The organism is Rhodococcus mengyinensis, assembly GCF_048381435.1.
Lineage (GTDB): Bacteria > Actinomycetota > Actinomycetes > Mycobacteriales > Mycobacteriaceae > Rhodococcus_F > Rhodococcus_F opacus_D.
This window is the reverse complement of the sequence record NZ_JBLWIT010000133.1, coordinates 136,989-160,978: the sequence shown is the minus strand read 5'-3', so window position 1 is coordinate 160,978 and position 23,990 is coordinate 136,989. Positions and strand designations below refer to the sequence as shown.

Sequence of the window (23,990 nt, the reverse complement as noted above, 5' to 3'; positions counted from 1 at the left end):
GCGCCCCACCCGCCGTTTCCGGGAGTGCCGTCGCCTCCTGCTCCGTGGAATCGGACTCCGATTCCGCCGGTTCGGAGGGCTCCTCTAGCGAGCCGGGTGACAAACCCGGCGACCCCCGTTCCTCAGCTCGGCGGCGATGACACATGGACATCGCGCTCAGCATTCTCGCCCTGCTCGGCTTTCTCGCCCTGACCGCGGGTACCGCGTTGTTCGTGGCGGCCGAGTTCTCCCTCACCGCCCTCGAACGCAGCACCGTCGACTCGCACGCCCGCGACGGTGACCGCCGGGCCCGGCAAGTGCAGCACGCCCACCGCACGCTGTCCTTCCAGCTGTCCGGGGCGCAGCTCGGCATCACCATCACCACGCTGATCACCGGCTACCTGTCCGAGCCGGTCCTCGCCCGGTTCATCACCCCGGTGCTGTCCGCGATCGGGTTCAGTGAATCCGCTGCCGCGGCAACGTCGTTGGTGATCGCACTCGTCCTCGCGACCTCCTTCTCGATGGTGTTCGGCGAGCTCGTGCCGAAGAACCTCGCCATCGCCCACCCCCTGCCCACGGCACGCGCGACGGCCGGCATGCAGGCGGCGTTCTCGCTCATCTTCAAGTGGGCCATCAACGGGCTCAACGGATCCGCGAACTGGCTGGTGCGACGCCTCGGCATCGAACCGGCCGAGGAGCTGCGGTCGGCGCGGTCCCCGCAGGAGCTGGGATCGCTCGTGCGGACGTCCGCGCAGCGCGGCGCCATCGACAAGGGCACGGCGCTGCTGGTGAACCGATCGTTGCGGTTCGGGGAACGCACCGCGGAGGAACTGATGACCCCGCGCGTGAAGATCGAGACCCTGTCCACCACGGACACCGTCGCCGACCTGATCGACACCGCCTCCCGCACCGGGTTCTCCCGCTTCCCCGTCGTCGACGGGGACCTGGACGACGCCGTCGGCGTCGTCCACATCAAGCATGCGTTCGCGGTGCCCGCCCACCGTCGGCGCACCGCCCGCCTCAACTCGCTGGCCCAGAAGGTCCCGGTGGTGCCCTCCAGCCTGGACGGTGACGCCCTGATGGAGCGGATCCGGTCCGACGGCATGCAGGTCGCGTTCGTCGTCGACGAATACGGCGGCACCGCCGGGATGGTCACCATGGAGGACCTGATCGAGGAGATCGTCGGCGACGTCCGCGACGAGCACGACGAATCCGAGATCGACGTCCAGCGGGTCGGTGACGGCTGGTCCTGCTCCGGGCTCCTCCGGGTGGACGAGGTTTCCGACACCACCGGCTACACCGCACCCGAGGGTGAGTACGAAACCCTCGGCGGACTCGTCCTCACCGAACTCGGGCGGATACCCGACGAGGGCGACGAGGTGGAACTGCCACTGCCCGAGGGCGCGCACGACCCCGGCGGCCGTTGGGTCGCCACCGTCACCCACATGGACGGCCGGCGCATCGACCGGGTGCTGCTCACCCCCAAGCCCGACGAGACCGGCGACACCGACAGCGAGGAGGACGACGATGAGTGACCTCTTCGGTGTGCTGCTCACCTTCGTGCTGCTGGGAGGCAACGCCTTCTTCGTCGGCGCCGAGTTCGCGCTGATCTCGGCCCGCCGCGACCGGCTCGAGGCCCTCGAGTCGCAGGGCAAGAAACGCGCCCGCACCGTGATCACGGCGGGCGAGAACCTGTCGCTGATGCTCGCGGCCGCGCAGCTCGGCATCACCATCTGCTCGATCCTGCTCGGCAAGGTCGCCGAACCGGCGATCGCGCATCTCCTCGAGGTCCCGCTCCACGCGGTCGGCCTGCCCGCCGGGCTGCTGCACCCGGTGGCGTTCACGATCTCGCTGGCGCTGGTCGTGGTGCTGCACATCCTGCTGGGTGAAATGGTGCCGAAGAACATCGCGCTCGCGGGCCCGGAGCGGACGGCCATGCTGCTGGTCCCGGTGCACCTGCTGTTCATCAAGCTGGCCCGCCCGCTGATCTCCTTCTACAACCTGTGCGCCAACCTGACGCTGCGGTTGCTGCGGGTGGAGCCGAAGGACGAACTCGACGTCACCGTGTCGGCGGTGGAACTGTCCGAGATGATCGGCGAGTCCCGTTCCGAGGGACTGATCGACGCGGAAGAACACCGTCGGCTCACCCAGGCGCTGGAGACCACCGACCGCACGGTCAGCGAGGTGATGATCCCGCTCGACGAGGCCCGGACCATCCCCCTGTCGGACGGCGGCACCCGGCTCGGCGCCATCGAGGAGGCCGTCGTCGAGACCGGGTACTCCCGGTACCCGGTGCGCGCCGACGACGGCTCACTGGTCGGGTACCTGCACCTCAAGGACGTCCTCGACGACATCCTCGACGAGGAGGCCGGACCCGACACCGTCATCCCCCGGTCGGACATCCGTCCGCTGCCGTGCATGTCGACCACCACCCCGCTCGCGGAGGCCCTGGCGAGTCTGCGGCGCGCCAGCTCGCACCTGGGGGCGGCGGCGGACGCGTCCGGGCAGATCGTCGGCATCGTCGCCCTCGAGGACCTCGTCGAGGAATACGTGGGCACCGTCCGCGACGGCACCCACCGCGTCAACGGCGTCAATCCGGGACAGCGAACGAGCTGATCGGATGGACGTTCTGGACGCGTCGGAGTGGATCCCTCGCCGCGACCGGCACCGGGCGAGGGTATCCGCGCTGATCGGACCGCACCTGGAGCGCCGGGAACGCGGCGAGCCCCACCCGGTGATCGACTTCCTCTTCACCTATTACAGCTATCGGCCGAATCAGCTGCTGCGCTGGCACCCCGGGTGGGGAACGGTCCTCGCCGGCGGGCAGGAGTACGCCGAACTCCGCGGGTATCACCGCACCGATGCCGGCGTCACCGTCGACCCGGAATTCCTGCAGCGCCGCTCGGACACGGTCGCCTTCACCGCACGCCTGATGGAGGCGACCGCCGGGCGTCCCACCCACCTGTCCTGCTTCGGGCTGCACGAGTGGGCGATGGTCTACCGCTCCGACGAGGTTCGGCACGGCAGCGTCCCGCTGCGGCTCGGGCCGGGCGGCACCGACTCCGTCGTGGAGTCGCTGAACCTGCGGTGCACCCATTACGACGCGTTTCGGTTCTTCACCCCCGCCGCCGAACCGCGGAACAGTGAGCCGTTGACCCGCGACGACCAGCTCGGGCGGGAACAGCCCGGGTGCCTGCACGCGTCCATGGATCTGTATAAGTTCTGCTACAAACTGGCGCCGATGATCGACTCGGACCTGACCGTCGACTGCTTCGAGCTGGCGCTCGCCGCACGGGAACTCGACATGCGGGCCAGCCCGTACGACCTCACCGCCTACGGGTACACCCCGATCCCGATCGAGACCCCGCACGGCCGCGCCGAGTACGTCCGGGAGCAGTCGGCGCTGGCCGACCGCGCCGCACCGCTTCGTGCCGCGTTGCGCGACCGGTGCAACCGGTTGCTCGCTACCGTGAGCCCATGACTCTCACGGGTTACGACCGCGACTGTTCCGAGATCGTCACGCAGACCGAACTGCCGGCCGCCACCATCGACGGCGCGGACATGACGGTGCCGGTGCCCGGATGATCCCCACCGTGATCGACTACGGCGACCCCGGCGACTACCTGGCGGCCCGCCTCCCCGTGCTCTCGTTGGCGGCGGGGTCGGTGGCGGCGCTCACCGGCGCCGTCGACCGGTTAGACAGCGCGCACGGCCGTGACCCCCGGTCGTGGCGGCTCGATCCCGAGCGGATCGCCGCCTCGTTCGCGAGCGACCGGCTGCTGCGGGTATCGGGGGCCCCGGTGTCCGGTTTCGCGGAGCTGTCGGGGTTTTTCGCGGCGTCGGACGGCTGGGTGCGGACCCACGCCAACTACCCGCATCACCGCACGAGACTGCTGGCGGCACTCGACCTCTCGGACGACGCCGGCCGCGACGCGGTGGCCGCCCGGATCGGGCGCCTGACCGCCGCCGACGTCGAGGACCGTGCCGCCGCGGCGCAGGCTATCGCCGTGCGCGTGCGGACCGCGGCGGAGTGGGCGGCGAGCGCGCAGGGTGCGGCCGCCGCGTCCGGCGACCTCGTGTCCACCGTCGTGCACGCCGAGAGCCCCCGTCCGCGAACACGGCACCGCTCTCACCGGGAACCCGACCGGGGGCTGTTGGCGGGGGTGAAGGTCCTCGACCTGACCCGGGTGATCGCCGGCCCCGTCGCCACCCGCACGCTGGCGCTGCTCGGCGCCGACGTGCTGCGGATCGATCCGCCGTCGATTCCCGAGATCGTCGTGCAGCACCTCGACACCGGGCAGGGCAAGCGGACCGCGCTGCTCGATGTGCGGTCCGCGGACGGCAGGCTCGTGTGGGACAGCCTGCTCGCCGAGGCCGATGTCGTCGTCACCGGGTACCGTCCGGGCGCGCTGGACGGGCTGCTCGACGACGCCCCCGACCATCTGGTGCGGGGACGGGTGTGCGCGTGGGGCGGCTCCGGACCGTGGGCGGACCGCCGCGGCTTCGACAGCATCGTCCAGGCGGCGTCGGGGATCGCGACGATCGAGGGCGGCGACACCACCCCGGGCGCGCTGCCCGCGCAGGCACTCGATCACGCCACCGGTTATCTGCTCGCCGCCGGCGTCGTCGACGCCCTCGCCGCGACGCTCGTCGATGGACGCGGCCGTACGGTCGACGTGTCCCTCGCCCGTACCGGCGCGTGGCTGCTGACCGCGGACGGCCGATCCGAGGACCCGCTGCCGCCCGCGGTGCCCGGGCCCCGGTGCCTCACCGCGCACGGCGACCTGGTGACCGCCCGTCCCGCCCTGGCCGAATTCGACGACTACCCGTTCCCGGCCCGGCCCTGGGGCGGCGACGCCCCCTCCTGGTCCGGGGTCAGCCCGTCGCTGTGAACCGTGCGCTCGGTTCTCCGCTCAGATGTCCCGGCGGCAACCGGCGACCGCACAGCACGAGGAGCAGGTCCTGGGCGGAACCGCGCAGCGGCGCACCCGCACCGAAGGTCCAGGGGTGATCGTCCGCGGTCAGCTGCACTCCCGTCAGGTCGGTGCCGAAGTACTTGACGTGCTTCGGGCCGACGCCGCCGAGGACCCGGTCGAGGCGGTCGTCCGGGACCCGCCTGCCCAGGCCGAGCGCCACCGACACGTCGAGACCGTGGATGACGTCGTGGGACAGTGCCCCCTCGAAGCCGCCGCCCGGCGGCTTCCACGGGTGCGCGACGTTCTCCTCCAGCGTGTGCAGCAGCGCGTCGGCGGTCAGGGTCCGTGCGTCCTCGCGGGCCTGCGTGTCCGACATCCGGTTGAAGTTGCCGCGCGCCTTCACCATCTTCAGCAGGATCCGTGGCGTCGACAGGCGGTACGGCATGGTGATGTGCGCGATCACCTCCCGGCTGCGCCACCCCGTGCACAGCGACGGCGCGTCCCATTGCTCCGGCGTCAGTCCCGCCAGCATCGACGCCAGGTCGCGCCGCTCCCCTGCGACCCAGTCCGGTGCCGTGTTCCGTGTCATGTCCGTCTCCTCCGGTCGCCGTGTCGTGCCCTACGTAGGCAGACCGTGCCCGCCGGCGAAACTCATCGCGCGGCCGTGAAGAATGGTCGGGTGAGCACACACGACTACACGCTGACGGTCACCTGGACCGGGAACCGCGGAGACGGCACCACCCGACCGGACGCCTACGACCGGGACCACGTGGTGTCGGCGCCCGGCAAACCCGATCTGCCGGGCAGCGCGGACCCGTCGTTCCGCGGCGACGCCACCCGCTGGAACCCCGAGGAGTTGCTGGTCGCCGCATTGTCGCAGTGCCACATGCTCTGGTATCTGGGCCTGGCCGCCGCGGCCGGTGTGGTCGTCGTCGACTACCGCGACGAGCCGACCGGGACCATGTCCGAACACCCCGGCGGTGCAGGCGAATTCACCGAGGTCGTGCTGGCGCCCGTCGTGACCGTCGCCGACGGGTCGATGGCCGCGCGCGCCGAACAGCTGCACACCCGCGCACACGAGAAGTGTTTCATCGCCCGGTCGGTCAACTTCACGGTCCGGCACCGTCCCGCGGTGCGCGTCGCATGAGCGCCCCGGCCCACCGGCTGATCGTGGACGTCGACACCGGCATCGACGACTCCCTCGCCCTGCTGTACCTGCTGGCCAGCCCGGAGGCCGAGATCGCCGGCATCGCCAGCACCGCCGGCAACGTGCCCGTCGAGCAGGTCGCGGCGAACAACCTGAACTGGCTCGCCCTGTGCGGCGCACCCGACATCGAGGTGGCGCTCGGCGCCCGGGGGCCGCTGGACTGCACGCTGCGCACCACCGAGGACACGCACGGACCCCAGGGCATCGGGTACGCCGTCCTCCCCCCGTCCGGGCGGTCGCTGTCGGAGCGGGACGCCACCGCCCTGTGGGTCGACCTGGTCCGCGCCCACCCCGGCGAGCTGACCGGGCTGGTGACGGGACCGCTGACGAACCTGGCCCTCGCGATCCGCGAGGAACCCGCGCTGCCCCGGTTGCTGCGGCGCCTGGTCGTGATGGGCGGGGCGTTCAACCACCCCGGCAACACCACCCCCACCAGTGAATGGAACGTGTCGGTGGATCCGGAGGCCGCCAAGGAGGTGTTCGACGCGTTCTCCGGGCTGCCGGCGGGCAGGCGCCCGATCCTGTGCGGACTGGACGTCACCGAAACGATCGAGATGACACCGGACCACGTCCGGCGGCTGGCGGAGGCGGCGGGCAGCACACCCGCCGAGATCATCTCCCCCGACGACGGACCGCAGGTGCGCTCGACCGCGTCCAACCCGGTGATCCGGCACCTGTCCGACGCCATCCGCTTCTACATGGACTTTCACCGCACCCACGACCAGGGTTTCCTGGCGCACATGCACGACCCGTTCGCGGCGGCGGTGGCGTTGAACCCGGCGATCACAAGGACCCGTCCGGCCACCGTCGACGTCGAACTGCACGGCCGGCTCACCCGGGGCACCACGGTCGCCGACTGGGTGGGGCACTGGAACCGGGAACCCAACGTCGACATCGCGGTGCGCACCGACCCGGCCGCGTTCTTCGACGATCTCGTCGACCGGGTCGGGCGCTTCGCGAAATCAGTCGGCTGACGCGTCCGGGCCGTCGAACGCGTCGAGGATCTCGGCGGCGGCCAGCGCCGCCGTCAGGGAACCGTCCCGCACCCGCTGTTCGACCTCGCCGCGGATCGCCTTGACCCGGGTGTTGGACGCGAGCCGGCGCAGCAGCTGATCGTGGACCATCGTCCACGTCCAGTCCACCTGCTGGCGGCGCCGGTTCTCCTCGAACTGCCCGGCCGCGGTCAGCACCTCACGATGCCGGCAGACGGTGTCCCAGAAGTCCTCGAGACCGACGCCCTCGAGGCCGCTCATCGTGATCACCGGCGGCGTCCAGACGGCGTCGTGCGGGTAGATCAGCCGCAGCGCACCCGCGAGTTCCCGGGCGGCGCCCTTCGCCTCCCGCTCGTGCTTGCCGTCCGCCTTGTTCACGGCGACGAGGTCGGCGAGTTCGAGGACACCCTTCTTGATGCCCTGCAACTGGTCGCCGGTGCGGGCCAGGGTGAGGAAGCAGAAGCAGTCCACCATGTTCGCGACCGTCACCTCGGACTGCCCGACACCCACCGTCTCGACGAGGATCACGTCGAATCCGGCGGCCTCGAGCAGCACGATCGTCTCGCGGGTCGCCTTCGCGACCCCGCCGAGGGTGCCCGACGTCGGCGACGGCCGGATGTAGGCGTCCTTCTCGACGGTCAGTCGCGCCATCCGCGTCTTGTCGCCGAGGATCGACCCACCCGTGCGCGTCGACGACGGGTCGACGGCCAGGACCGCCACCCGGTGCCCCTTGCCGATCAGGTGCATCCCGAGCGCGTCGATGAACGTGGACTTCCCGACGCCGGGCACACCGGTGATACCCACCCGGTGTGCCTTCCCCGACTCCGGCAGCAGCTCGAGCAGCAACCGCTGCGCCGCCTCACGGTGATCGGTCCGGGTGGACTCGACCAGGGTGATGGCCTTCGCCAGGCCGGCGCGCTGATTGGCGCGCACGGCCTGGGCGAGGGCATCGATGTCGACTGGAGGGCGCCCCATGCTATTCCGGGGTGCCCGTCAGGTCGTGGCCGAGCTGCGCGGCCAGCTTCTCGAGCAGACCGCTGGCGGCGTCCGCGATGACCGTCCCGGGCGGGAAGATCGCGGCGGCACCCGCCTCGTACAGTTCGGCGAAGTCGCCGGGCGGGATGACGCCGCCGACCACGATCATGATGTCGGGACGTCCCACCGCCGCGAGGGCTTCCCGGAGCGCAGGCACCAGCGTGAGGTGGCCTGCAGCCAACGACGACACACCGACCACGTGGACGTCGTTGTCGGCCGCCTGGTTGGCGACCTCTTCCGGGGTCTGGAACAGCGGTCCCACGTCCACGTCGAATCCGATGTCCGCGAAGGCCGTGGCGATCACCTTCTGCCCGCGGTCGTGGCCGTCCTGCCCCATCTTGGCGATGAGGACACGGGGACGCCGACCCTCCTCCTCCGCGAACTTCTCGACGAGTTCCGTTGCCTTGCTGATGTTGTCGACCTTTCCGGCCTCGTCCCGGTACACCCCGCTGATGGTCCGGATCTCGGCCTGGTGACGCCCGTACACCTTCTCGAGGGCCTCGGAGATCTCCCCGACCGTCGCCTTCGCGCGGGCCGCATCGATCGCCAGGGCCAGCAGGTTGTTCTCCATCGAGACATGACCTGTCGCTTCGCTCGCCCCGGCCTCGGTGGTGGCCGCGGCGCGGCTCAGCTCGGCGAGCGCCGCCTCGACGGCGTCCGAGTCGCGGTCGGCGCGCAGCCGGTCCAGCTTCTCGAGCTGCTCCTTGCGGACCCGCGAGTTCTCGACCTTGAGGACCTCGATCTCGTCGGCCTCGTCCGGCACGTACTTGTTGACGCCGACCAGCGGCTGCCTGCCGGAGTCGATGCGGGCCTGCGTGCGGGCCGCGGCCTCCTCGATGCGCAGCTTCGGGATGCCCTCGCTGATCGCCTGCGCCATGCCGCCGGCCTCTTCGACCTCGGCGATGTGTGCGCGGGCCCGGTTGGCCAGCTGGTGGGTGAGCCACTCGACGTAGTGCGATCCGCCCCAGGGGTCGATGGGACGGACGGTCCCCGACTCCTGCTGCAGCAGCAGCTGGGTGTTGCGGGCGATGCGGGCGGAGAAGTCCGTCGGCAGGGCGAGGGCCTCGTCGAGCGCGTTGGTGTGCAGCGACTGGGTGTGCCCCTGCGTCGCCGCCATCGCCTCGACGCACGTGCGGGCCACGTTGTTGTAGACGTCCTGCGCGGTCAGCGACCAGCCCGACGTCTGCGAGTGGGTGCGCAGCGACAGCGATTTCGCGGACTTCGGCTCGAACTTCGCGACCAGTTCACTCCACAGCAGGCGACCCGCCCGCAGCTTCGCGACCTCCATGAAGAAGTTCATGCCGATCGCCCAGAAGAACGACAACCGGGGCGCGAACTTGTCGATCTCCATGCCGGCGTCGAGGCCGGCGCGGATGTACTCCACACCGTCCGCGAGGGTGTACGCCAGCTCCAGGTCGGCGGTGGCCCCGGCCTCCTGGATGTGGTACCCGGAGATGGAGATCGAGTTGAACTTCGGCATCTTCGCGCTGGTGTACGCGAAGATGTCGGAGATGATCCGCATCGACGGCTTCGGCGGATAGATGTAGGTGTTGCGGACCATGAACTCCTTCAGAATGTCGTTCTGAATGGTTCCGGCCAGCTGCTCCGGGGCGACACCCTGCTCCTCGGCGGCCACAACGTACAGCGCCAGGATCGGCAGCACCGCACCGTTCATGGTCATCGACACGCTGACGCTGTCGAGCGGGATGTGGTCGAACAGCTGACGCATGTCCAGGATCGAGTCGATCGCCACCCCGGCCATGCCCACGTCACCCTGCACCCGCGGATGGTCGGAGTCGTAGCCGCGGTGCGTCGCCAGGTCGAACGCCACCGACAGACCCTTCTGCCCGGCCGCGAGGTTGCGGCGGTAGAAGGCGTTGGATTCGGCGGCGGTGGAGAAGCCCGCGTACTGCCGGATCGTCCACGGCTGGTTGACGTACATGGTGGGGTACGGGCCGCGCAGGAACGGTGCGGCGCCCGGGAAACTGCCCACCGGGTAGCCCTCGGCCTCGGCGGCGTCGCGGTCGGCCTTGGTGAACACCGGTTTGACGTCGATGCCCTCGGGGGTGGACCACACCACCTGTTCCGGGCTGTAGTGGTTCGCGGCCGCGGCGGCCGCGATCAGCTCCTCCGTCTGCTCCGGCGTGGGGGCGGACGGCTGCGGAAACTGCGGATCTTCTAGTGGCACTTCGGCGAAGCTGCCGATCGCGTGCTTGACCTCGCGAGTAGTCACTTCTTGCTCCCTGTGTCGCCCGAGGAGTCGCTCGAGCTCTCGATGGTGTCGAGCAGGCCGGACAGGACCGAGACTGCGTCGATACGGGCGGTGACGAATCCGTCGGGCCGGGCGGAGCCGTCCGCGTCGGCGACGACCTTCTCCGGGCCGGCGAGCAGCACGGTGCCGACACCGGCCGCGCGCAGTTCCTCCACCGCGGCGGTGGCTTCGGCGGCGTACCGCTTGTCGGTACCGCAGATCACCGCGATACCGGCGCCGGAGTCCTTCGCGGCGGCGGCGATGCTGCCGTCACCGACCGCGAGGGGGCCGGGGTTGCGGGCCTCGATGCCGCCCGACGCCAGCAGGTTCGCGGCGAACGTGGTCCGCACGTTGTGCTCGGCGACGGGGCCGAGCGGGGCCAGGAACACGGCGGGTCGCGCACCGTGCGCCGCCAGGTAGGCGTCGGAGCGGTCCCGCAAGGCCTCGAACGCGGCGGCGTACCGGGCGACGCTGCCGGTCTCGGCGGCGCCCGCGGGCAGCGGTGCTTCCGCGAGGTTCGGGAACTCGTTGATCCCGGTGACGGTGGTCTTGCGGTGCGCGATGTCCGAATCACGCTGGGCGCGGGTGGCCGCGATGCGTTCGGAGATCAGGCCGGCGTCGAGCGCGGCGAGGTAGCCGCCTGCCGCCTCGATCTGCTGGAAGAACTCCCACGCCTTGGCCGCCACCTGCTGGGTGAGGTCCTCGACGTACCACGACCCGGACGCCGGGTCGAGCACCCGGCCGAGATGCGATTCCTCGAGCAGCAGCAGCTGGGTGTTGCGGGCGATGCGAGCGGCGAAGGTCTTCGACACACCCAGCGCCCCGGCGGGCAGCGCGGCGTCGAACGGCAGCACCGTGACGGCGTCCGCGCCGCCGACGCCGGCACCGAACGCGGCGAGCGTCGTGCGGAGCATGTTCACCCACGGATCGCGTTGCGCCATCATCGCGGCCGAGGTGACCGCGTGCTGGGGGGCGCCGCCGAAGTCGGACGCGCCGCACACCTGGGCGATCCGCGCCCACACCAACCGCGCCGCCCGGAACTTGGCGATGGTCTGGAACTGGTCGTCGGTGGCCGAGAACCGGAAGCCGAGCTGCCCGAGCGCCTGCCCGATGGTCAGGCCGCTCTCGGTGAGCGCCCGCAGGTATTCGAGGCCCGCCGCGATCGCCGCGCCGAGTTCCTCGGCGTCGGACGCGCCGGCGTTGTGAAATGCCGTGCCGTCCACGGCGATTGCCCGCACACTCTCCGAGCGCGCCGCGGCCTCGGCCGCGAGGGCCACCGCGTCGCCGAGTGCCACGTCGGCGGCACCGGAGAACGCGCTCGTGAGCGGGGCGGTCCCGAGGTCGACGCGGACTGCGGTGCGGTCGGTGACCCCGTCCCCCGCCGCGGCACGCGCGTCGAGCAGCGCGAACAGTGCCTGCGCCGCGAGCGGTGCGTCCGTTCCGGCATCGAGGGTCAGCGGGGCCAGGTCGAGGAGCACCCCGTCGAGCGCCGTCTCCAGCGACCGGACCGGAAGGTCGGCGCCGCCGACGGCGAGCCACAGCGCGCTGACACCGTTCTCCAGGGAGTCGAGGACGGCGCGGTTGACGTCCGACGCGTCCGCGCCCTCGCCGAAGCGGGCGCTGACCAGCCAGCCCGCGTTCACGTCCCGGGTGGCGTCCGCGCCACGCACGTAGGGGAAGGTGCCGGGCAGGGGCTGCTCCGGACGCTCGTCGCGCGGGCTGTACAGCGGCGCGACGGTGACACCGTCGTAGGTGACGGTCTCGAGGAGCTTCTGGGGTTCCGGACCGAGTTCCGCGGCGTCGATCCGACGCGACTTCGCGAGGACTCCGGCCACGGAGTGCTGCCAGTCGGCGTATGCCCGCGCAGCTTCCTCGGCTTCTGAAGCTAATGACACGGTGTCGGCTTCCTCTCCCTGATGAGCGATCGATCAATACATTGTGTGACTGTGATGCTAGCCGCAGTTCGGCGACCCCTATCGTGAGGATCACCACACGATGAATAACCTCAGGTCATGAGCATTGCGCACGAACCGGTGGTCACCGATCGCACCGCCACGCAGCGGTTGTTCGGTCTCGGCGCGCCGACCCGGGACGTCGACGACCGCGGCGAACCACTCAATCGTATGAGCATGGACATCGGTGCGCTCGCCTCGAACACCGCCCGCACCCCCTACGGCGGTGTCCTCGCCGTGCTGCTCGACGATCTCCTCGGATTCACCGTGTGGGACCGCCGCGGAGCACGCGACGGCCTGGTCACGGCCGAATTGTCGGTGGACGTCCTCACACCCCGGCGGTGGCAGGGTCCGACGCTGCGGGCGGAGAGCCGGCTCCTCGCGCTCACCGCCGACGGCGGCACCTCGACCGCCCGCGTCCACGACTCGGCGGGCACCCTCATCGCCACCGGCACCCTGTGGGGCAACTTCGTGGACCTGCCGGCACCGGGCGCGGACGGGTCGGCCCTGCCCGACTTCCCGGAACCGGGGGTCGCGCCGCTCGACTGGATCGGCGGGCGGATCGAGGACGGACCCGGCGCCCGGATCGTGGTGCCGGCCAACCCGCTGATCGCGAACAAGCTCGGGTTCATGCACGGCGGCGTCCAGGCATGCGCGATGGACCTCGCGGCGAACGCGGCCCTGAGCCGGGCCGGCGCGGACACGGACACGGCGTCCGCGCGGATCAACTACTTCCGCCCGATTCCTCTCGACCGCGACACCACGTTCACCGCGGACGTGGTCAGGGCGGGCCGCTCGGTGGCGGTGGCCCGGGTGGCCGGGACCTCGGGCGGGCGGATCTGCGTCGAGGCGACCGTGACGGGTCGCCGCCGCCCGTCCTGACCCGCCGCTCGCGGCGCCCCGCACCGGTCACCCGGGTAGCCTGGTGCCCTGTGAAGAGACGCCTCGGGGACCGCAGGGTGATCGGCGTCGCAGTACTGGCAGTCGCGCTGGTCGTCGTGGCGCTGCTGGCCCCGCACCCGTCCGTGCTGCAGGTGCGGGAATGGGCGCGATCCGTCGGGCCGGCTTTTCCGCTCGTCTTCTTCGCCGTGCACGCGGTGGTGACGGTGTTCCCGTTCCCTCGCACGGTGTTCACGCTGAGTGCCGGCCTGCTGTTCGGTGCGTGGCTGGGCATCGCGATCGCGGTACTGGCGTCGACGGTCAGTGCCGTACTCGCCCTCTACCTGGTGCGCGCCGTCGGCCGGGACGTGGTGTGGCAGCGCATCTCCAATCCGACGATCCGCCGGGTGGACGAGCGGATCGCCCGGCGCGGTTGGCTCGCCGTCGGGTCGCTGCGCCTGATCGCGTTCGTCCCGTTCTCGGTGGTGAACTACTGCGCCGGGGTGTCCTCGATCCGGTTGGTCCCGTACGTGCTGGCCACCGTGGTCGGTGTGCTGCCGGGGACCGTCGGCATCGTCGTTCTCGGCGACGCCCTCACCGGGGAGACGAAGCCGGGCCTTCTCGTGCTGTCCGCGGTGTGCATCGTCGTCGGAATCGCCGGGCTGGTGGTCGATTCCCGGCGGCCGCTGGACGGTTCCGGCGACGCGATGCCGGACGGGGCCGTGGACCGCCCCACCGAGGACGAGTCAATCGCGCAGCCTTGAACCAGGAAAGTCAAGCTTTGAGTCTTGACATCGTGGTATCCAGTTTCTAACCTTGACCCATGTTCGTGTTGACGGTCGACCAGCGCGGAAGCCGCCGCGACGTCGACCGCGTCGCGCAACTCCTCACCGAATTCGCGCACCGCGACCTCGTCCGCCCGTTCCAGCGGACCGCCGGCGACGAGGTCCAGGCCGTGGTCGCGGACCCGGCCACCGTCGTCGACCTCGCACTCGACCTCGTCGGACGCGAACACTGGAGCATCGGCATCGGCGCCGGCCCCGTCGAAGAACCCCTCCCCGCCGAGACCCGGGCCGGGCGCGGCCCCGCGTTCGAATCCGCACGGGTCGCCGTCGACCGCGCCAAGAACGCCCCCGGCCGGGTGGCCGTCGAAGGCTCCGACCCCGACGGCGCCGCCGACGCCGACACCGCCCTCACCCTCGTCGCGATCCTCGTCGCGCGCCGCACCGAGGAGGGCCGCGAGGCCGTCGAACAGATGCGGCACGGCTCCACCCAGACCGAGGCGGCCCGCGCGCTGGGCATCAGCAAGCAGGCGGTCTCCCAACGACTCTCCACCGCCGGCTGGCACGTCGAGACCGCCGGACGACGACTGGCCGAACGACTCCTACGCAAGGCGGACACGTGACGACCCTCGCACTCATCGCCCTCGGCGTCGCCGCCGTCGCACCGCTGGCCCTCGCGGCGCCCCGCAGCCCCCGCTGGATGTCGCAGTGGGCGGCACCGATCGTGGTCGCGCTCGCCCTGGCCGTCGCCGCGCTCGCCGCCTCCGCCACCACCCCGGTCACGGGCTTCGCGCTCGCCGCGACCCTCGTCCTGTGCGTCGCGGCCGCCGCCACCGGCGGGGCGCCCCTCGTGCTCGCCGCGTTCCGGATCGCGCGCCGCCAGCCCGACGCCGGTTCCGACCCGCGGCCGGACGCCGGGCCGCTGCGCGGAGGACGGATCATCGGACTCCTCGAGCGTGCCGCCGTCGCGGTGGCGATCCTCGCGGCCTGGCCGGAGGGCATCGCCGTCGTCCTGGCGGTCAAGGGACTGGCCCGCTACCCCGAACTGCGCGAACCGCACGCGTCGGAACAATTCATCATCGGCACGTTCACCAGCGTGCTCTGGGCGATCGCGGTGTGCGGAACGGGACGCGCCCTCATCACGTAAGCCGTTCCCGGCGGCATCCACCGGTGCAGGACCGTCACCCCAGGGGTGCGCAGAACCAGCCCTCGGGGTGGTGGGATCCCTCCTCGACGCGGACGAGAGTCGTACTCGTCCGCATCGAGGGAGAAAAGTTTCGTGCCTACCGATTTCGTGTCCCACGTCCGCGCCCAGGTCGCCGTCTACGGCGACGACCGGTCCTACATCTACCACCGTGAGGTCGGCCGGGAACTCGTCGCCGAGGAAGTGACCTACCGCGACCTGGATCGCGACGCCCGCGCACTGGCGGTGTGGCTGTCGACCCGGCCCGAGGTCGAACATCCGGTGATGCTGCTGTACGTCGACGGAATCGACTTCCTCCGCGCGTTTCTCGGGTGCCTCTACGCCGGGGTGGTCGCCGTCCCCGCGCCCGTCCCGCACGACGCGCGCAGCATGCAGCGCGTCGCCACGATGTTCGATGACGCCGACGTGCGCCTCGTCCTCACCACCGCCGCGGTCGCCGAGCCGCTCGACACCTGGATCCGCGACTCCGGGCTCGCCGCCACGGTCTCCGTCGCCGCCACCGACACCACCGAACCGGGTGATCCCGACGACTGGCGGCTCCCGGACCTGCACGGCGACACCCTGGCGTTCCTCCAGTACACCTCCGGTTCCACCAGCGAGCCGAAGGGCGTGATGGTGACCCACGGGAACCTGCTGCACAACGCCGCGGCCATGACCCTCGCCAACGGTGCGGACGACACGGTGACCGGCGCCGGCTGGCTCCCGCACTTCCACGACATGGGGCTGATCGGGATGCTGCTGCTGCCGCTCTACGTCGGCGGCAATCTCGTGTTCATGTCGCCGATGGCCTTCCTCAAGCGCCCGGTGCGATGGCTGCAGCTGATCGACCGGTACCGCGCCGACATGACCCTCGGCCCGAACTTCGCGTACGACCTCGTCGCCCGCCGGATCTCCGACGACCAACTGGCCGGGCTGGATCTCTCCTCGGTGCGGGTCGCGCTGAACGGGGCCGAACCCATCCGGCCACGCACCCTCGACGCCGTCACCGACCGGCTCGCGCCCTACGGCTTCCCGGCGGGCGCGTTCCTGACCGCGTACGGGATGGCCGAGGTGACCCTGCTCGCCACCGCGAGCGAGGTGGGCTGCGCCCCAAAGTATCTCGACGTCGACGCCGCCGCGCTGGAGCGCCACGAGCTCACCCCGCGGGTCGGCGGTGTCCGGCTGGTCGGCAGCGGCCGGCCGTTCGGGTGCGACATCCGCATCGTCGACCCGCACACCGGCCGGGAGCTGCCGCACGGCCGGGTCGGGGAGATCTGGATCTCCGGTGGCAGCGTCGCCGCCGGTTACTGGAACCGGCCGGACGAGACCGAGCAGAAGTTCCGCGCCACCCTCGCCGGCGACGGACCGTACCTGCGCACCGGTGACCTCGGGGTGACCGACGACGACGGTCACCTCTACGTCACCGGCCGCCTGAAGGACCTGCTGATCGTCAACGGCCGCAACCTGTACCCGCAGGACATCGAGGAGGCCGTCCGGGACCTGCACCCGGCGCTCACCGGTGCCACCGGGGTGGTGCTGTCGATGGATACCGGGCAGCACGAGCGGCTGCTGGTGATCCACGAGGTCAAGACCGCGCTGATCGACGACCTGACGCTGCCCGGCCTCGCACGCCGGATCCGGCTCGCCGTCGCCCGCGACTTCGACGTCCACGCCCCGAGTGTGGTGCTCGTCGACCGGCACGGGGTGCACCGCACCACGAGCGGGAAGGTCCAGCGCAGATCGATGCGCGCGTCGTTCCTGCAGTCCCGCGTCGACGCGGTGCTGCACGAGGAGATCGACCCGGCGGTGCAACGCCTCCGGACCACCGCCGTCGCAGCACCCGCCTGACCCCCGATCACCGACCAGGAGAGAACACATATGCGTATCCCCGAACAGAGCACCCCGCGCGACCACGCACCCGTCATCGACTGGCTCGCCGGCAGGGTGGCCTTCCACACCGAACAACCGGTGCGCGAGGTCGACCCCCACCTGCCCCTCGCCGAACTGGGAATCGAATCGGTGTCCGCGGTGAGCCTGTGCGGCGAGATCGAGGACCGCTGGGACCTCGAACTCGATCCCACCGTGGTGTTCGAGTATCCGACCATCGCCGAAATGGCCGTCTTCGTCGTCGGCGAGGCCGCAGCCCGGTACCGGACGGCCTCATGACCGACGTCGCCGTCGTCGGCCTCGACTGCCGCTTCCCGCAGGCACCCGACGCCGACGCGCTGTGGGCGCTGCTGATGGGCGGCGGCGACGGAATCACCGATGTCCCCACCTCGAGATGGAACGCGGACGACGTCTTCGACGCCGCCGGTGGTCCCGGCGCGGTCAACAACCGCAACGGCGGATTCCTCACCGACGCCGACGCGTTCGACCACGAATTCTTCGGCATCGCGCCCCGCGAGGCCGCGGCGATGGACCCACAACAGCGGCTGCTGCTGCAGGCGGCGTGGCGTGCGCTCGAGGACGCCACCCTGGACCCGCGGGCGCAGGCCGGGTCGAACACCGGCGTGTACATGGGCGTCATGGCCAACGAGTGGAATCTCCAGATGCGTGACACCACGCGTATCACCCCCCAACTCGGCAGCGGCAACGGCTATTTCATGACCGCCAACCGGGTGTCCTATCACCTGAACCTGCAGGGCCCGAGCATGGCGATCGACACGGCCTGCTCGTCGTCCCTCGTCGCCGTCCATCTCGCCTGCGCGGCGCTGCGGTCCGGGGAATGCGATCAGGCCCTCGCCGGGGGCGTCAACCTCACCCTGACCCCCACGGTGAACGTCTTCTACACCCAGGCCGGGCTGTCCGCACCGGACGGCCGGTGCAAACCGTTCAGCGGGACGGCGGACGGCATCGGTCGCGGCGAGGGTGTCGCGGTGCTCGTGCTGCGCCGGCTCGAGGACGCGCAGGCCGAGGGCCTGCCGATCTACGCGGTGATCAAGGGCAGCGCCGTCAACAACGACGGCCGCAGCAACGGGATCACCGCACCCAACCGCTGGGCCCAGCAGCAGGTCGTCGAGACGGCCTACCGGCGTGCCGGTGTCACGCCCGCCCAGGTCGCGTTCGTCGAGGCCCACGGCACCGGGACGGTGCTCGGCGACATGATCGAGGTCAAGGCCCTCGGCCACGTCCACGGGGTGACCCGGCCGCAGCCGTGCGCGATCGGATCGATCAAAGGCAATCTCGGCCACACGGAGGGGGCGGCCGGCGTGGCCGGCCTGATCAAGGTGGCCCTGTCCCTGCACCACCGCGTGGTACCCCCCAGCCGCTACGCGGAGGACGCGAACCCGCGACTCCGCCTGGCGGACAACGGCCTCCGACTCCTGTCCGAGCCGATGACGCTGCCCGACGACGACGCGCACGGCGCCGTCAGCAGTTTCGGCCTCGGCGGCACCAACGCCCACATGCTGCTGGCCTCCGCGCCCGCCACCACCCCGGCCGCGCCGAGCACCGGCGGCGGCGTGCTCACCCTGTCGTCGAACAACCCGGACGGCCTCGCCCGCACCGCCGCCGTCCTGGCCGACGATCTCGCACGACCCGGCGCGGATCTGGGCCGGGTGTGCTGGACCACCAACACGGTCAAGGCATCCGGGCGCCACCGCCTCGCGCTCACCGCACACCACCGGGACGAGGCCGTCGCGGCGCTGCGCGCGGTCGCGGCCGACGAAGACCTGCGCGCGTCGCTGTCCGGCGCGGCCCGCCCCGTCAGCATCGGCTGGTTCTTCACCGGTCAGGGCGCGCAGCACCCGGGAATGTCCCGCGCGCTGCACGAGCACCACGGCGGCTACCGGCGTGCACTGTCCGACGTGGACGAGCGGATGACACCGCATCTGGGCCGCTCGGTGCGGGAGATGCTGTTCGATGCCGGTGACGACATCCACCGGACCGAGTTCGCGCAGCCCGCCCTGTTCGCGGTCGAATACGCGCTCGCCCGGACGCTCGGCGAGCTGGGTGTCGAACCGGCGTGGCTGGTCGGTCACAGCGTCGGCGAGTACGCCGCCGCGGCGCACGCCGGCGTGTTCGACCTGGACGACGCGTGCCGGCTGATCGTCGCGCGGGGACGGCTCATGCAGCAACTGCCCGCCGCCGGCACGATGCTCGCGGTCCGGGCCACCCCGGACGAGGTCGCCGACCTGCTCGCCGGCGAACCCGCGGCCGCGCTGGCAGCGGTGAACGGGCCGCGGGACGTGGTGCTGTCGGGGGCGGCCGACGCACTCGAACGCCTCGGCGCCGCACTGACCGCGGCCGGACTCCGCGTCCGCCGGCTCACCGTGTCGCATGCCTTCCACTCCCCCGCCATGGCGCCGATACAGGACGCGTTCGCGGAGGTCGCCGCCGGCTGCACGTACCGACAGCCCGAGATCCCGATCTTCTCCACCACACGCGGCCGGTTGCTCGACGTCGACGAGCCGATGGACGCGGCCTACTGGACCGACCACATCACGGCGACCGTGCGGTTCGCGGACGCCACCGCGGCCGCCCTGACCTGCGATCCGACCCACCTGATCGAGGTGGGCCCCGCACGAATCCTGTTGCCGCTCGTCGCTCGCGCCCATCACGATTCGCCCGCGCGGCACCTGGCACCGTGCCCCGGTCCCGCCGCGACCGGAGCCGAACTCCCCGACACCGTCGCCGCCCTGTACCGGGACGGACTGAACCCCGTGTGGGATGCGCTGTACGAACCGGACTCACGGGTCCGGCGGCGGCTCAGCGGATACCAGTTCGCCACCACCGCCCGCTTCTGGACACCCGAGGACGCACCCGCCGCCGCGGCCCAGGCCACCGTCACCGCATCGCCCACCGTCACACGAGAACCCGAGGACACCACCATGGACCAGCTGATCGCGCTCTTCCGGGAACAGGCCGCCGTTCTCGCCGCTGCCGCCAACGGCGCTCCCACGGTTGCCCTCCCCGCGCCCGCGCCGGCGGCGACGCCGGACGCCGGGCCGGGTCCCGCGATCGCGGTCGGCGACGTCGCGACCAGGGTCCGCACGGAAGTCGCCCGGGTCAGCGGATTCCCCGCGGCCGCACTGAAGACGACGCAGACGATCGTCGGCGACCTCGGATTCGACTCGATCATGATCACCGACCTGTTCGGCGGGGTGAGCCGCGCATTCCCCGGTCTCGTCGTCGAACCGCACTGGTTCTCACCGAGCCGCACACTCGGCGATGTGATCGAACACGTGACCGCGCACCACGCACCCGGGTCGCGCCGCACGGTGACGGCTGTCCCGGAACCGGAACGGACCGTGGCACCCGAGTTCCGCATCGCGGAGTTCCCGGAGGTTCAGGCGCTCGCCGCACGGCTGACCTCCGCCGAGGGGCTCGGGGTCACCAACCCGTACTTCCTCGTCAACGACGGCGTCACCCGGGACACGTCGACGATCGGGGGCGCGGACGTCGTCAACTTCTCCAGCTACAACTACCTCGGCATGTCCGGGCACCCCGCCGTCGTCTCGGCCGTGCAGGACGCGGTCGCCCGCTACGGCAGTTCCTGCTCGGCCAGTCGGCTGCTGTCCGGGGAGAAACCGGTACACCAGGAACTCGAGGCCGAACTGGCCGGCCTGCTCGGCACCGAGGACGCGATCGCCCTCGTCAGCGGACACGCCACCAACGTCACGGTCATCGGTCATCTCCTCGGGGAGGGCGACCTGGTCATCCACGACAGCCTCGCGCACGACAGCATCCTGCAGGGCTGCGCCCTGTCCGGCGCCACCCGGCGTCCCTTCCCGCACAACGACCACGCCGCGCTGGACGCCCTCCTCACCGCGATCCGATCGCAGTACCGGCGGGTCCTCATCGTCATCGAGGGCGTCTACAGCCAGGACGGCGACATCCCCGACCTGCCCGCGATGATCGCGGTGAAGAAGAAGCATCGGGCGCTGATGATGATCGACGAGGCGCACAGCATCGGGGTGCTCGGCGCCACCGGCGGGGGCATCGGCGAGCACTTCGACGTCGACCGCGACGACGTGGAGCTGTGGTCCGGCACGATGTCGAAGGCCCTGGCCGGTTGCGGCGGCTACGTCGCGGGCAGCGCCGAGCTCATCCGCTTCCTGAAGTACACGACGCCCGGCTTCGTCTACAGCGTCGGGATCACGCCGATGAATGCCGCGGCGTCCCTGGCCGCGATCCGGCAGATGCGCGCCGAACCCGAGGCACTGGACCGGTTGCGGCGCAACTCCCGGCTCTTCCTGCAGCTCGCCACGGACGCCGGAATCGACACCGGGGACTCGAAGGACACCCCGGTCATCCCGTGCATCGTCGGGGATTCACTCCGCACCCTCGCCCTGTCCAACGCACTGCTCCGGCGCGGCATCAACGTGAACCCCATCCTCTACCCGGCCGTGCCGGAAGACCTCGCGCGGCTGCGCTTCTTCGTCACCTCGTGCCACACCGAGGACCAGATCCGGTCCACGGTGGCAGCTCTCGCCGACGAACTCGCCACGCTCGTCGCGGCCGCGTAGCGCCGTGCCCGGCCCCCTCCTGCTGTTCTGCTTCCCCCACGCCGGCGGCGGACCCTCGACGTACCGGCACTGGCACCGCGCCCTGAGCCCGCACGTGTCGGTGTGGCCCGTGCACGTGCCCGGCCGGGAGAGCCGTGCCGGCGAGACCGGATTCACCGACGTCGAGTCCCTCGTCACCGCACTCGAGTCCGAACTCGCCGAACCGCTCACGCAGCCGCACGTCTTCTTCGGGCACAGCATGGGGGCGCTGGTGGCGTACCGGCTCGCGTGCCGCCGGCGCGCGGCCGGGCGCCCGCTCCCGCGCGCGCTGCTGCTGTCCGCGTACTCGGCGCCGCACCTGCCCTCGCCGCTGCCGCCGGTCGACGACCTGGACGACCCGTCCCTGATCGAGTTGCTGCGCGCCACGGGCGGTCTGCCCGCCGACCTCCCGGCCCGGCCGGCATGGCGGGACCACTGCCTCCCCGCACTGCGCGACGATCTGCGCCTCTGCACCGGGTACCGCGATCCCGCAGACCCGCCGCTTCCCTGTCCGGTGCACGTGCTCGGCGCGGACGCCGATCCGCTGGTCGGCGAGCGGGATCTCCGCGCCTGGGATCGGCACACCACCGAGCTGCGCGAGGTGCGCATCATGACGGGCGATCACTGCTACCTCGAGCACACACCCGAACAACTCTTCCGTGTGCTCCGGCCGGTGCTGCGCCGGTACGCCGCTACTGTCCCGGCGGGGTGACGGGCGGCGGCAGCTGCCCGGGCGCTCCCCCCGGATCCAGCGGCGGATGCTCGTCGGCGCCACCGGGGTTCGCGAGCGGTCCCGGACCGTCGACTGGACGACGTGCCTCGACCTCGGCGGCGCGGACGGCCTGCGCGATGGCCGGGTCGGACTTGGTCTCGAACCAGTCGGCGACCTCTTCCGAATCGTCCTCGGGCTTGGGCAGATCCTCCTCCGTGGTGGACGGTTCGTACCGGAACACCCCGTCCTGCCCCTGCGCGCCGAGGGTCTTCGCGAACCCCTTGAGGGCGTCACCGAAGTCGCTGGGCACCAGCCACACCTTGTTCGCGTCGCCCTGCGCCATCTGCGGCAGCGTCTGCAGATACTGGTAGGCGAGGAGTTCGGGGGTGGGCTTGCCGGATTTGATTGCGGCGAACACCTTTTCGATCGCCTTCGCCTGCCCCTGCGCCTGCAGGTACTTCGCGGCCCGGTCACCCTGCGCCCGCAGGATGCGGGACTGCCGCTCACCCTCCGCGGTGAGGATCGACGCCTGCTTCGCGCCCTCCGCGGCGAGGATGCGGGACTGCTTGTCGCCCTCCGCCGTCTTGATGGCCGACTCCCGGTGACCCTCGGCGGTGAGGATGGTGGCCCGCTTCTCGCGGTCCGCCTTCATCTGCTTCTCCATCGACTCCTGGATCGACGGCGGCGGATCGATGCTCTTGAGTTCGACCCGGGCCACGCGCAGACCCCACCGGCCGGTGGCCTCGTCCAGCACGCCACGCAGCTGCCCGTTGATGGAGTCACGGGAGGTGAGCGTCTCCTCCAGCGTCATCCCGCCGACGACGTTGCGCAGCGTGGTGGTGGTCAACTGCTCGACACCGACGATGTAGTTGCTGATCTCGTACACCGCGGCCTGCGGGTTGGTGACCTGGAAGTACACGACGGTGTCGATGTTCAGCGTCAGGTTGTCCTGGGTGATCACCGGCTGCGGCGGGAACGACACCACCCGTTCACGCAGGTCCACCTTGGCCCGGATGCGGTCCGCGAAGGGGATCAGGAACGTCAGCTGGCCCGACACGGTCCGCGCGTACCGGCCCAGTCGCTCGATCACCGCGGCCTCGGCCTGCGGCACCAGCGCCACCGATTTGGCCACCACCAGGGCGACGAACAACACGAGCACGATCAACACGATGAGCGCTGCCATCTACGGTCCCCTCCATACGACGGCGGTCGCGCCGTCAATTTGCATTACCGTCACGGTCGTTCCCGGTGGATACACTTCCGTGCTGTCGAGCGGGCGGGCCGTCCAGACGTCGCCGCCGAGCTTGATCTGCCCCGCGTGTTCGGCGACCTCCTGGAGCACCAGGGCCTGCTTGCCGGTCAGCGCCTCGATCCCGGTCGGGGTCGGCGGAGGGGTCTCGAACTTACGCAACAACACCGGCCGCACCCCGAGGATCAGGGCGAGGGACAGCACCCCGAAGATCACCGCGTCGACCCAGACCGGGAAGTCGGTGATCGCGGTGACCCCGGCCGTGGCCAGCGCACCGCCCGCCAGCATGAGGAGGAAGAAATCCCCCGTCAACGCTTCCGCGGCGGCGAGCAGCACCCCCGCTACCAGCCAAATCAATGCAGCCACAA

At 71.1% G+C, this 23,990-nt stretch carries 20 protein-coding genes; 14 read left to right on the top strand and 6 right to left on the bottom strand.

Translation table 11 applies throughout. The features are described 5' to 3' along the window. Window positions 1–143: 143 nt before the first annotated feature. The 4 genes from ACNJ7E_RS31840 to ACNJ7E_RS31825 all read left to right on the top strand — a co-directional run bounded on the left by ACNJ7E_RS31840 (window position 144) and on the right by ACNJ7E_RS31825 (window position 4,871). Window positions 144–1,514, top strand: coding sequence for a hemolysin family protein (locus ACNJ7E_RS31840; RefSeq protein WP_005566225.1), 1,371 nt, complete (start codon window positions 144–146; stop codon window positions 1,512–1,514). Continuing rightward, window positions 1,507–2,595 carry a hemolysin family protein gene (locus ACNJ7E_RS31835; RefSeq protein ID WP_280784528.1) on the top strand — a complete coding sequence of 363 codons (1,089 nt, stop codon included), beginning with the start codon at window positions 1,507–1,509 and terminating at the stop codon, window positions 2,593–2,595. Before ACNJ7E_RS31840 ends, ACNJ7E_RS31835 begins: the two co-directional genes overlap by 8 nt. Window positions 2,596–2,599: 4 nt before the next feature. Further along, window positions 2,600–3,460 carry a 3-methyladenine DNA glycosylase gene (locus ACNJ7E_RS31830; protein WP_418341787.1) on the top strand — a complete coding sequence of 287 codons (861 nt, stop codon included), beginning with the start codon at window positions 2,600–2,602 and terminating at the stop codon, window positions 3,458–3,460. Window positions 3,461–3,560: 100 nt separating this feature from the next. Then, the gene (locus tag ACNJ7E_RS31825) at window positions 3,561–4,871 is read left to right on the top strand and encodes a CoA transferase (RefSeq protein WP_418341786.1); all 1,311 of its coding nucleotides are present in this window, start codon (window positions 3,561–3,563) and stop codon (window positions 4,869–4,871) included. Here ACNJ7E_RS31825 and ACNJ7E_RS31820 read toward each other — a convergent pair. After that, window positions 4,855–5,484 (bottom strand): maleylpyruvate isomerase family mycothiol-dependent enzyme, encoded by a 630-nt coding sequence (locus ACNJ7E_RS31820; RefSeq protein ID WP_418341785.1) that lies wholly within the window; start codon window positions 5,482–5,484, stop codon window positions 4,855–4,857. The two genes, ACNJ7E_RS31825 and ACNJ7E_RS31820, sit on opposite strands and share 17 nt — an antisense overlap. A gap of 90 nt (window positions 5,485–5,574) precedes the next feature. On the opposite strand from ACNJ7E_RS31820, the gene ACNJ7E_RS31815 reads away from it, so the two are divergent. Together ACNJ7E_RS31815 and ACNJ7E_RS31810 are read left to right on the top strand one after the other, a co-directional pair. Beyond that, window positions 5,575–6,042: an OsmC family protein gene (locus ACNJ7E_RS31815; RefSeq protein WP_280784532.1), complete on the top strand. Its 468-nt coding sequence runs from the start codon at window positions 5,575–5,577 to the stop codon at window positions 6,040–6,042. Continuing rightward, window positions 6,039–7,076 carry a nucleoside hydrolase gene (locus ACNJ7E_RS31810; RefSeq protein ID WP_418341784.1) on the top strand — a complete coding sequence of 346 codons (1,038 nt, stop codon included), beginning with the start codon at window positions 6,039–6,041 and terminating at the stop codon, window positions 7,074–7,076. The genes ACNJ7E_RS31815 and ACNJ7E_RS31810 overlap by 4 nt, the downstream gene beginning before the upstream one ends. Here the strand turns inward: ACNJ7E_RS31810 and meaB are convergent. The 3 genes from meaB to mutA are packed head-to-tail and all read right to left on the bottom strand — an operon-like array spanning window position 7,065 to window position 12,275. Beyond that, on the bottom strand, window positions 7,065–8,069 hold the full coding sequence (gene meaB / locus ACNJ7E_RS31805; protein WP_280784534.1) for a methylmalonyl Co-A mutase-associated GTPase MeaB: 1,005 nt from the start codon (window positions 8,067–8,069) through the stop codon (window positions 7,065–7,067). The genes ACNJ7E_RS31810 and meaB overlap by 12 nt on opposite strands. 1 nt (window position 8,070) lies before the next feature. Further along, a complete protein-coding gene (gene scpA / locus ACNJ7E_RS31800) occupies window positions 8,071–10,362 on the bottom strand; it encodes a methylmalonyl-CoA mutase (RefSeq protein WP_105418581.1) in 2,292 nt (763 codons plus the stop codon). Next, window positions 10,359–12,275: a methylmalonyl-CoA mutase small subunit gene (mutA, locus tag ACNJ7E_RS31795; protein ID WP_418341783.1), complete on the bottom strand. Its 1,917-nt coding sequence runs from the start codon at window positions 12,273–12,275 to the stop codon at window positions 10,359–10,361. Before mutA ends, scpA begins: the two co-directional genes overlap by 4 nt. 117 nt (window positions 12,276–12,392) lie before the next feature. Between mutA and ACNJ7E_RS31790 the strand changes: the two genes are divergently transcribed. The 8 genes from ACNJ7E_RS31790 to ACNJ7E_RS31755 all read left to right on the top strand — a co-directional run bounded on the left by ACNJ7E_RS31790 (window position 12,393) and on the right by ACNJ7E_RS31755 (window position 22,373). Then, window positions 12,393–13,214: a PaaI family thioesterase gene (locus ACNJ7E_RS31790; protein ID WP_280784538.1), complete on the top strand. Its 822-nt coding sequence runs from the start codon at window positions 12,393–12,395 to the stop codon at window positions 13,212–13,214. A gap of 50 nt (window positions 13,215–13,264) precedes the next feature. Further along, window positions 13,265–13,975: a TVP38/TMEM64 family protein gene (locus tag ACNJ7E_RS31785; RefSeq protein WP_280784539.1), complete on the top strand. Its 711-nt coding sequence runs from the start codon at window positions 13,265–13,267 to the stop codon at window positions 13,973–13,975. Window positions 13,976–14,034: 59 nt separating this feature from the next. Continuing rightward, window positions 14,035–14,616, top strand: coding sequence for a hypothetical protein (locus tag ACNJ7E_RS31780; protein ID WP_009480494.1), 582 nt, complete (start codon window positions 14,035–14,037; stop codon window positions 14,614–14,616). Next, window positions 14,613–15,140, top strand: coding sequence for a hypothetical protein (locus ACNJ7E_RS31775; RefSeq protein WP_280784540.1), 528 nt, complete (start codon window positions 14,613–14,615; stop codon window positions 15,138–15,140). Before ACNJ7E_RS31780 ends, ACNJ7E_RS31775 begins: the two co-directional genes overlap by 4 nt. Before the next feature lie 132 nt (window positions 15,141–15,272). Next, window positions 15,273–17,024, top strand: a complete 1,752-nt coding sequence (locus ACNJ7E_RS31770; RefSeq protein WP_418341782.1) for a fatty acyl-AMP ligase — start codon at window positions 15,273–15,275, stop codon at window positions 17,022–17,024. Window positions 17,025–17,054: 30 nt separating this feature from the next. Further along, on the top strand, window positions 17,055–17,342 hold the full coding sequence (locus ACNJ7E_RS31765) for an acyl carrier protein (RefSeq protein ID WP_283353651.1): 288 nt from the start codon (window positions 17,055–17,057) through the stop codon (window positions 17,340–17,342). Further along, entirely contained in the window at window positions 17,339–21,643 is a 4,305-nt protein-coding gene (locus ACNJ7E_RS31760) for a type I polyketide synthase (protein ID WP_418341781.1), read from the top strand. Before ACNJ7E_RS31765 ends, ACNJ7E_RS31760 begins: the two co-directional genes overlap by 4 nt. 4 nt (window positions 21,644–21,647) lie before the next feature. Then, window positions 21,648–22,373 (top strand): thioesterase II family protein, encoded by a 726-nt coding sequence (locus ACNJ7E_RS31755; protein ID WP_418341780.1) that lies wholly within the window; start codon window positions 21,648–21,650, stop codon window positions 22,371–22,373. Here the strand turns inward: ACNJ7E_RS31755 and ACNJ7E_RS31750 are convergent. Together ACNJ7E_RS31750 and ACNJ7E_RS31745 are read right to left on the bottom strand one after the other, a co-directional pair. Continuing rightward, on the bottom strand, window positions 22,354–23,556 hold the full coding sequence (locus ACNJ7E_RS31750) for an SPFH domain-containing protein (protein ID WP_280784545.1): 1,203 nt from the start codon (window positions 23,554–23,556) through the stop codon (window positions 22,354–22,356). The genes ACNJ7E_RS31755 and ACNJ7E_RS31750 overlap by 20 nt on opposite strands. Then, entirely contained in the window at window positions 23,557–23,988 is a 432-nt protein-coding gene (locus ACNJ7E_RS31745; RefSeq protein ID WP_280784546.1) for an NfeD family protein, read from the bottom strand. It abuts the gene before it with no gap. Between the last annotated feature and the right edge of the window lie 2 nt (window positions 23,989–23,990).

What these genes read in the sequence shown, in the direction of transcription:
- ACNJ7E_RS31810 (WP_418341784.1), top strand. Translation starts at nt 6,039, where the DNA reads ATGAGCGCCCCGGCCCACCGGCTGATCGTGGACGTCGACACCGGCATC.
- ACNJ7E_RS31840 (WP_005566225.1), top strand. Translation starts at nt 144, where the DNA reads ATGGACATCGCGCTCAGCATTCTCGCCCTGCTCGGCTTTCTCGCCCTG.
- ACNJ7E_RS31765 (WP_283353651.1), top strand. Translation starts at nt 17,055, where the DNA reads ATGCGTATCCCCGAACAGAGCACCCCGCGCGACCACGCACCCGTCATC.
- meaB (WP_280784534.1), bottom strand. Translation starts at nt 8,069, where the DNA reads ATGGGGCGCCCTCCAGTCGACATCGATGCCCTCGCCCAGGCCGTGCGC.
- ACNJ7E_RS31750 (WP_280784545.1), bottom strand. Translation starts at nt 23,556, where the DNA reads ATGGCAGCGCTCATCGTGTTGATCGTGCTCGTGTTGTTCGTCGCCCTG.
- ACNJ7E_RS31820 (WP_418341785.1), bottom strand. Translation starts at nt 5,484, where the DNA reads ATGACACGGAACACGGCACCGGACTGGGTCGCAGGGGAGCGGCGCGAC.
- ACNJ7E_RS31780 (WP_009480494.1), top strand. Translation starts at nt 14,035, where the DNA reads ATGTTCGTGTTGACGGTCGACCAGCGCGGAAGCCGCCGCGACGTCGAC.
- ACNJ7E_RS31790 (WP_280784538.1), top strand. Translation starts at nt 12,393, where the DNA reads ATGAGCATTGCGCACGAACCGGTGGTCACCGATCGCACCGCCACGCAG.
- ACNJ7E_RS31835 (WP_280784528.1), top strand. Translation starts at nt 1,507, where the DNA reads ATGAGTGACCTCTTCGGTGTGCTGCTCACCTTCGTGCTGCTGGGAGGC.
- ACNJ7E_RS31760 (WP_418341781.1), top strand. Translation starts at nt 17,339, where the DNA reads ATGACCGACGTCGCCGTCGTCGGCCTCGACTGCCGCTTCCCGCAGGCA.
- ACNJ7E_RS31830 (WP_418341787.1), top strand. Translation starts at nt 2,600, where the DNA reads ATGGACGTTCTGGACGCGTCGGAGTGGATCCCTCGCCGCGACCGGCAC.
- ACNJ7E_RS31825 (WP_418341786.1), top strand. Translation starts at nt 3,561, where the DNA reads ATGATCCCCACCGTGATCGACTACGGCGACCCCGGCGACTACCTGGCG.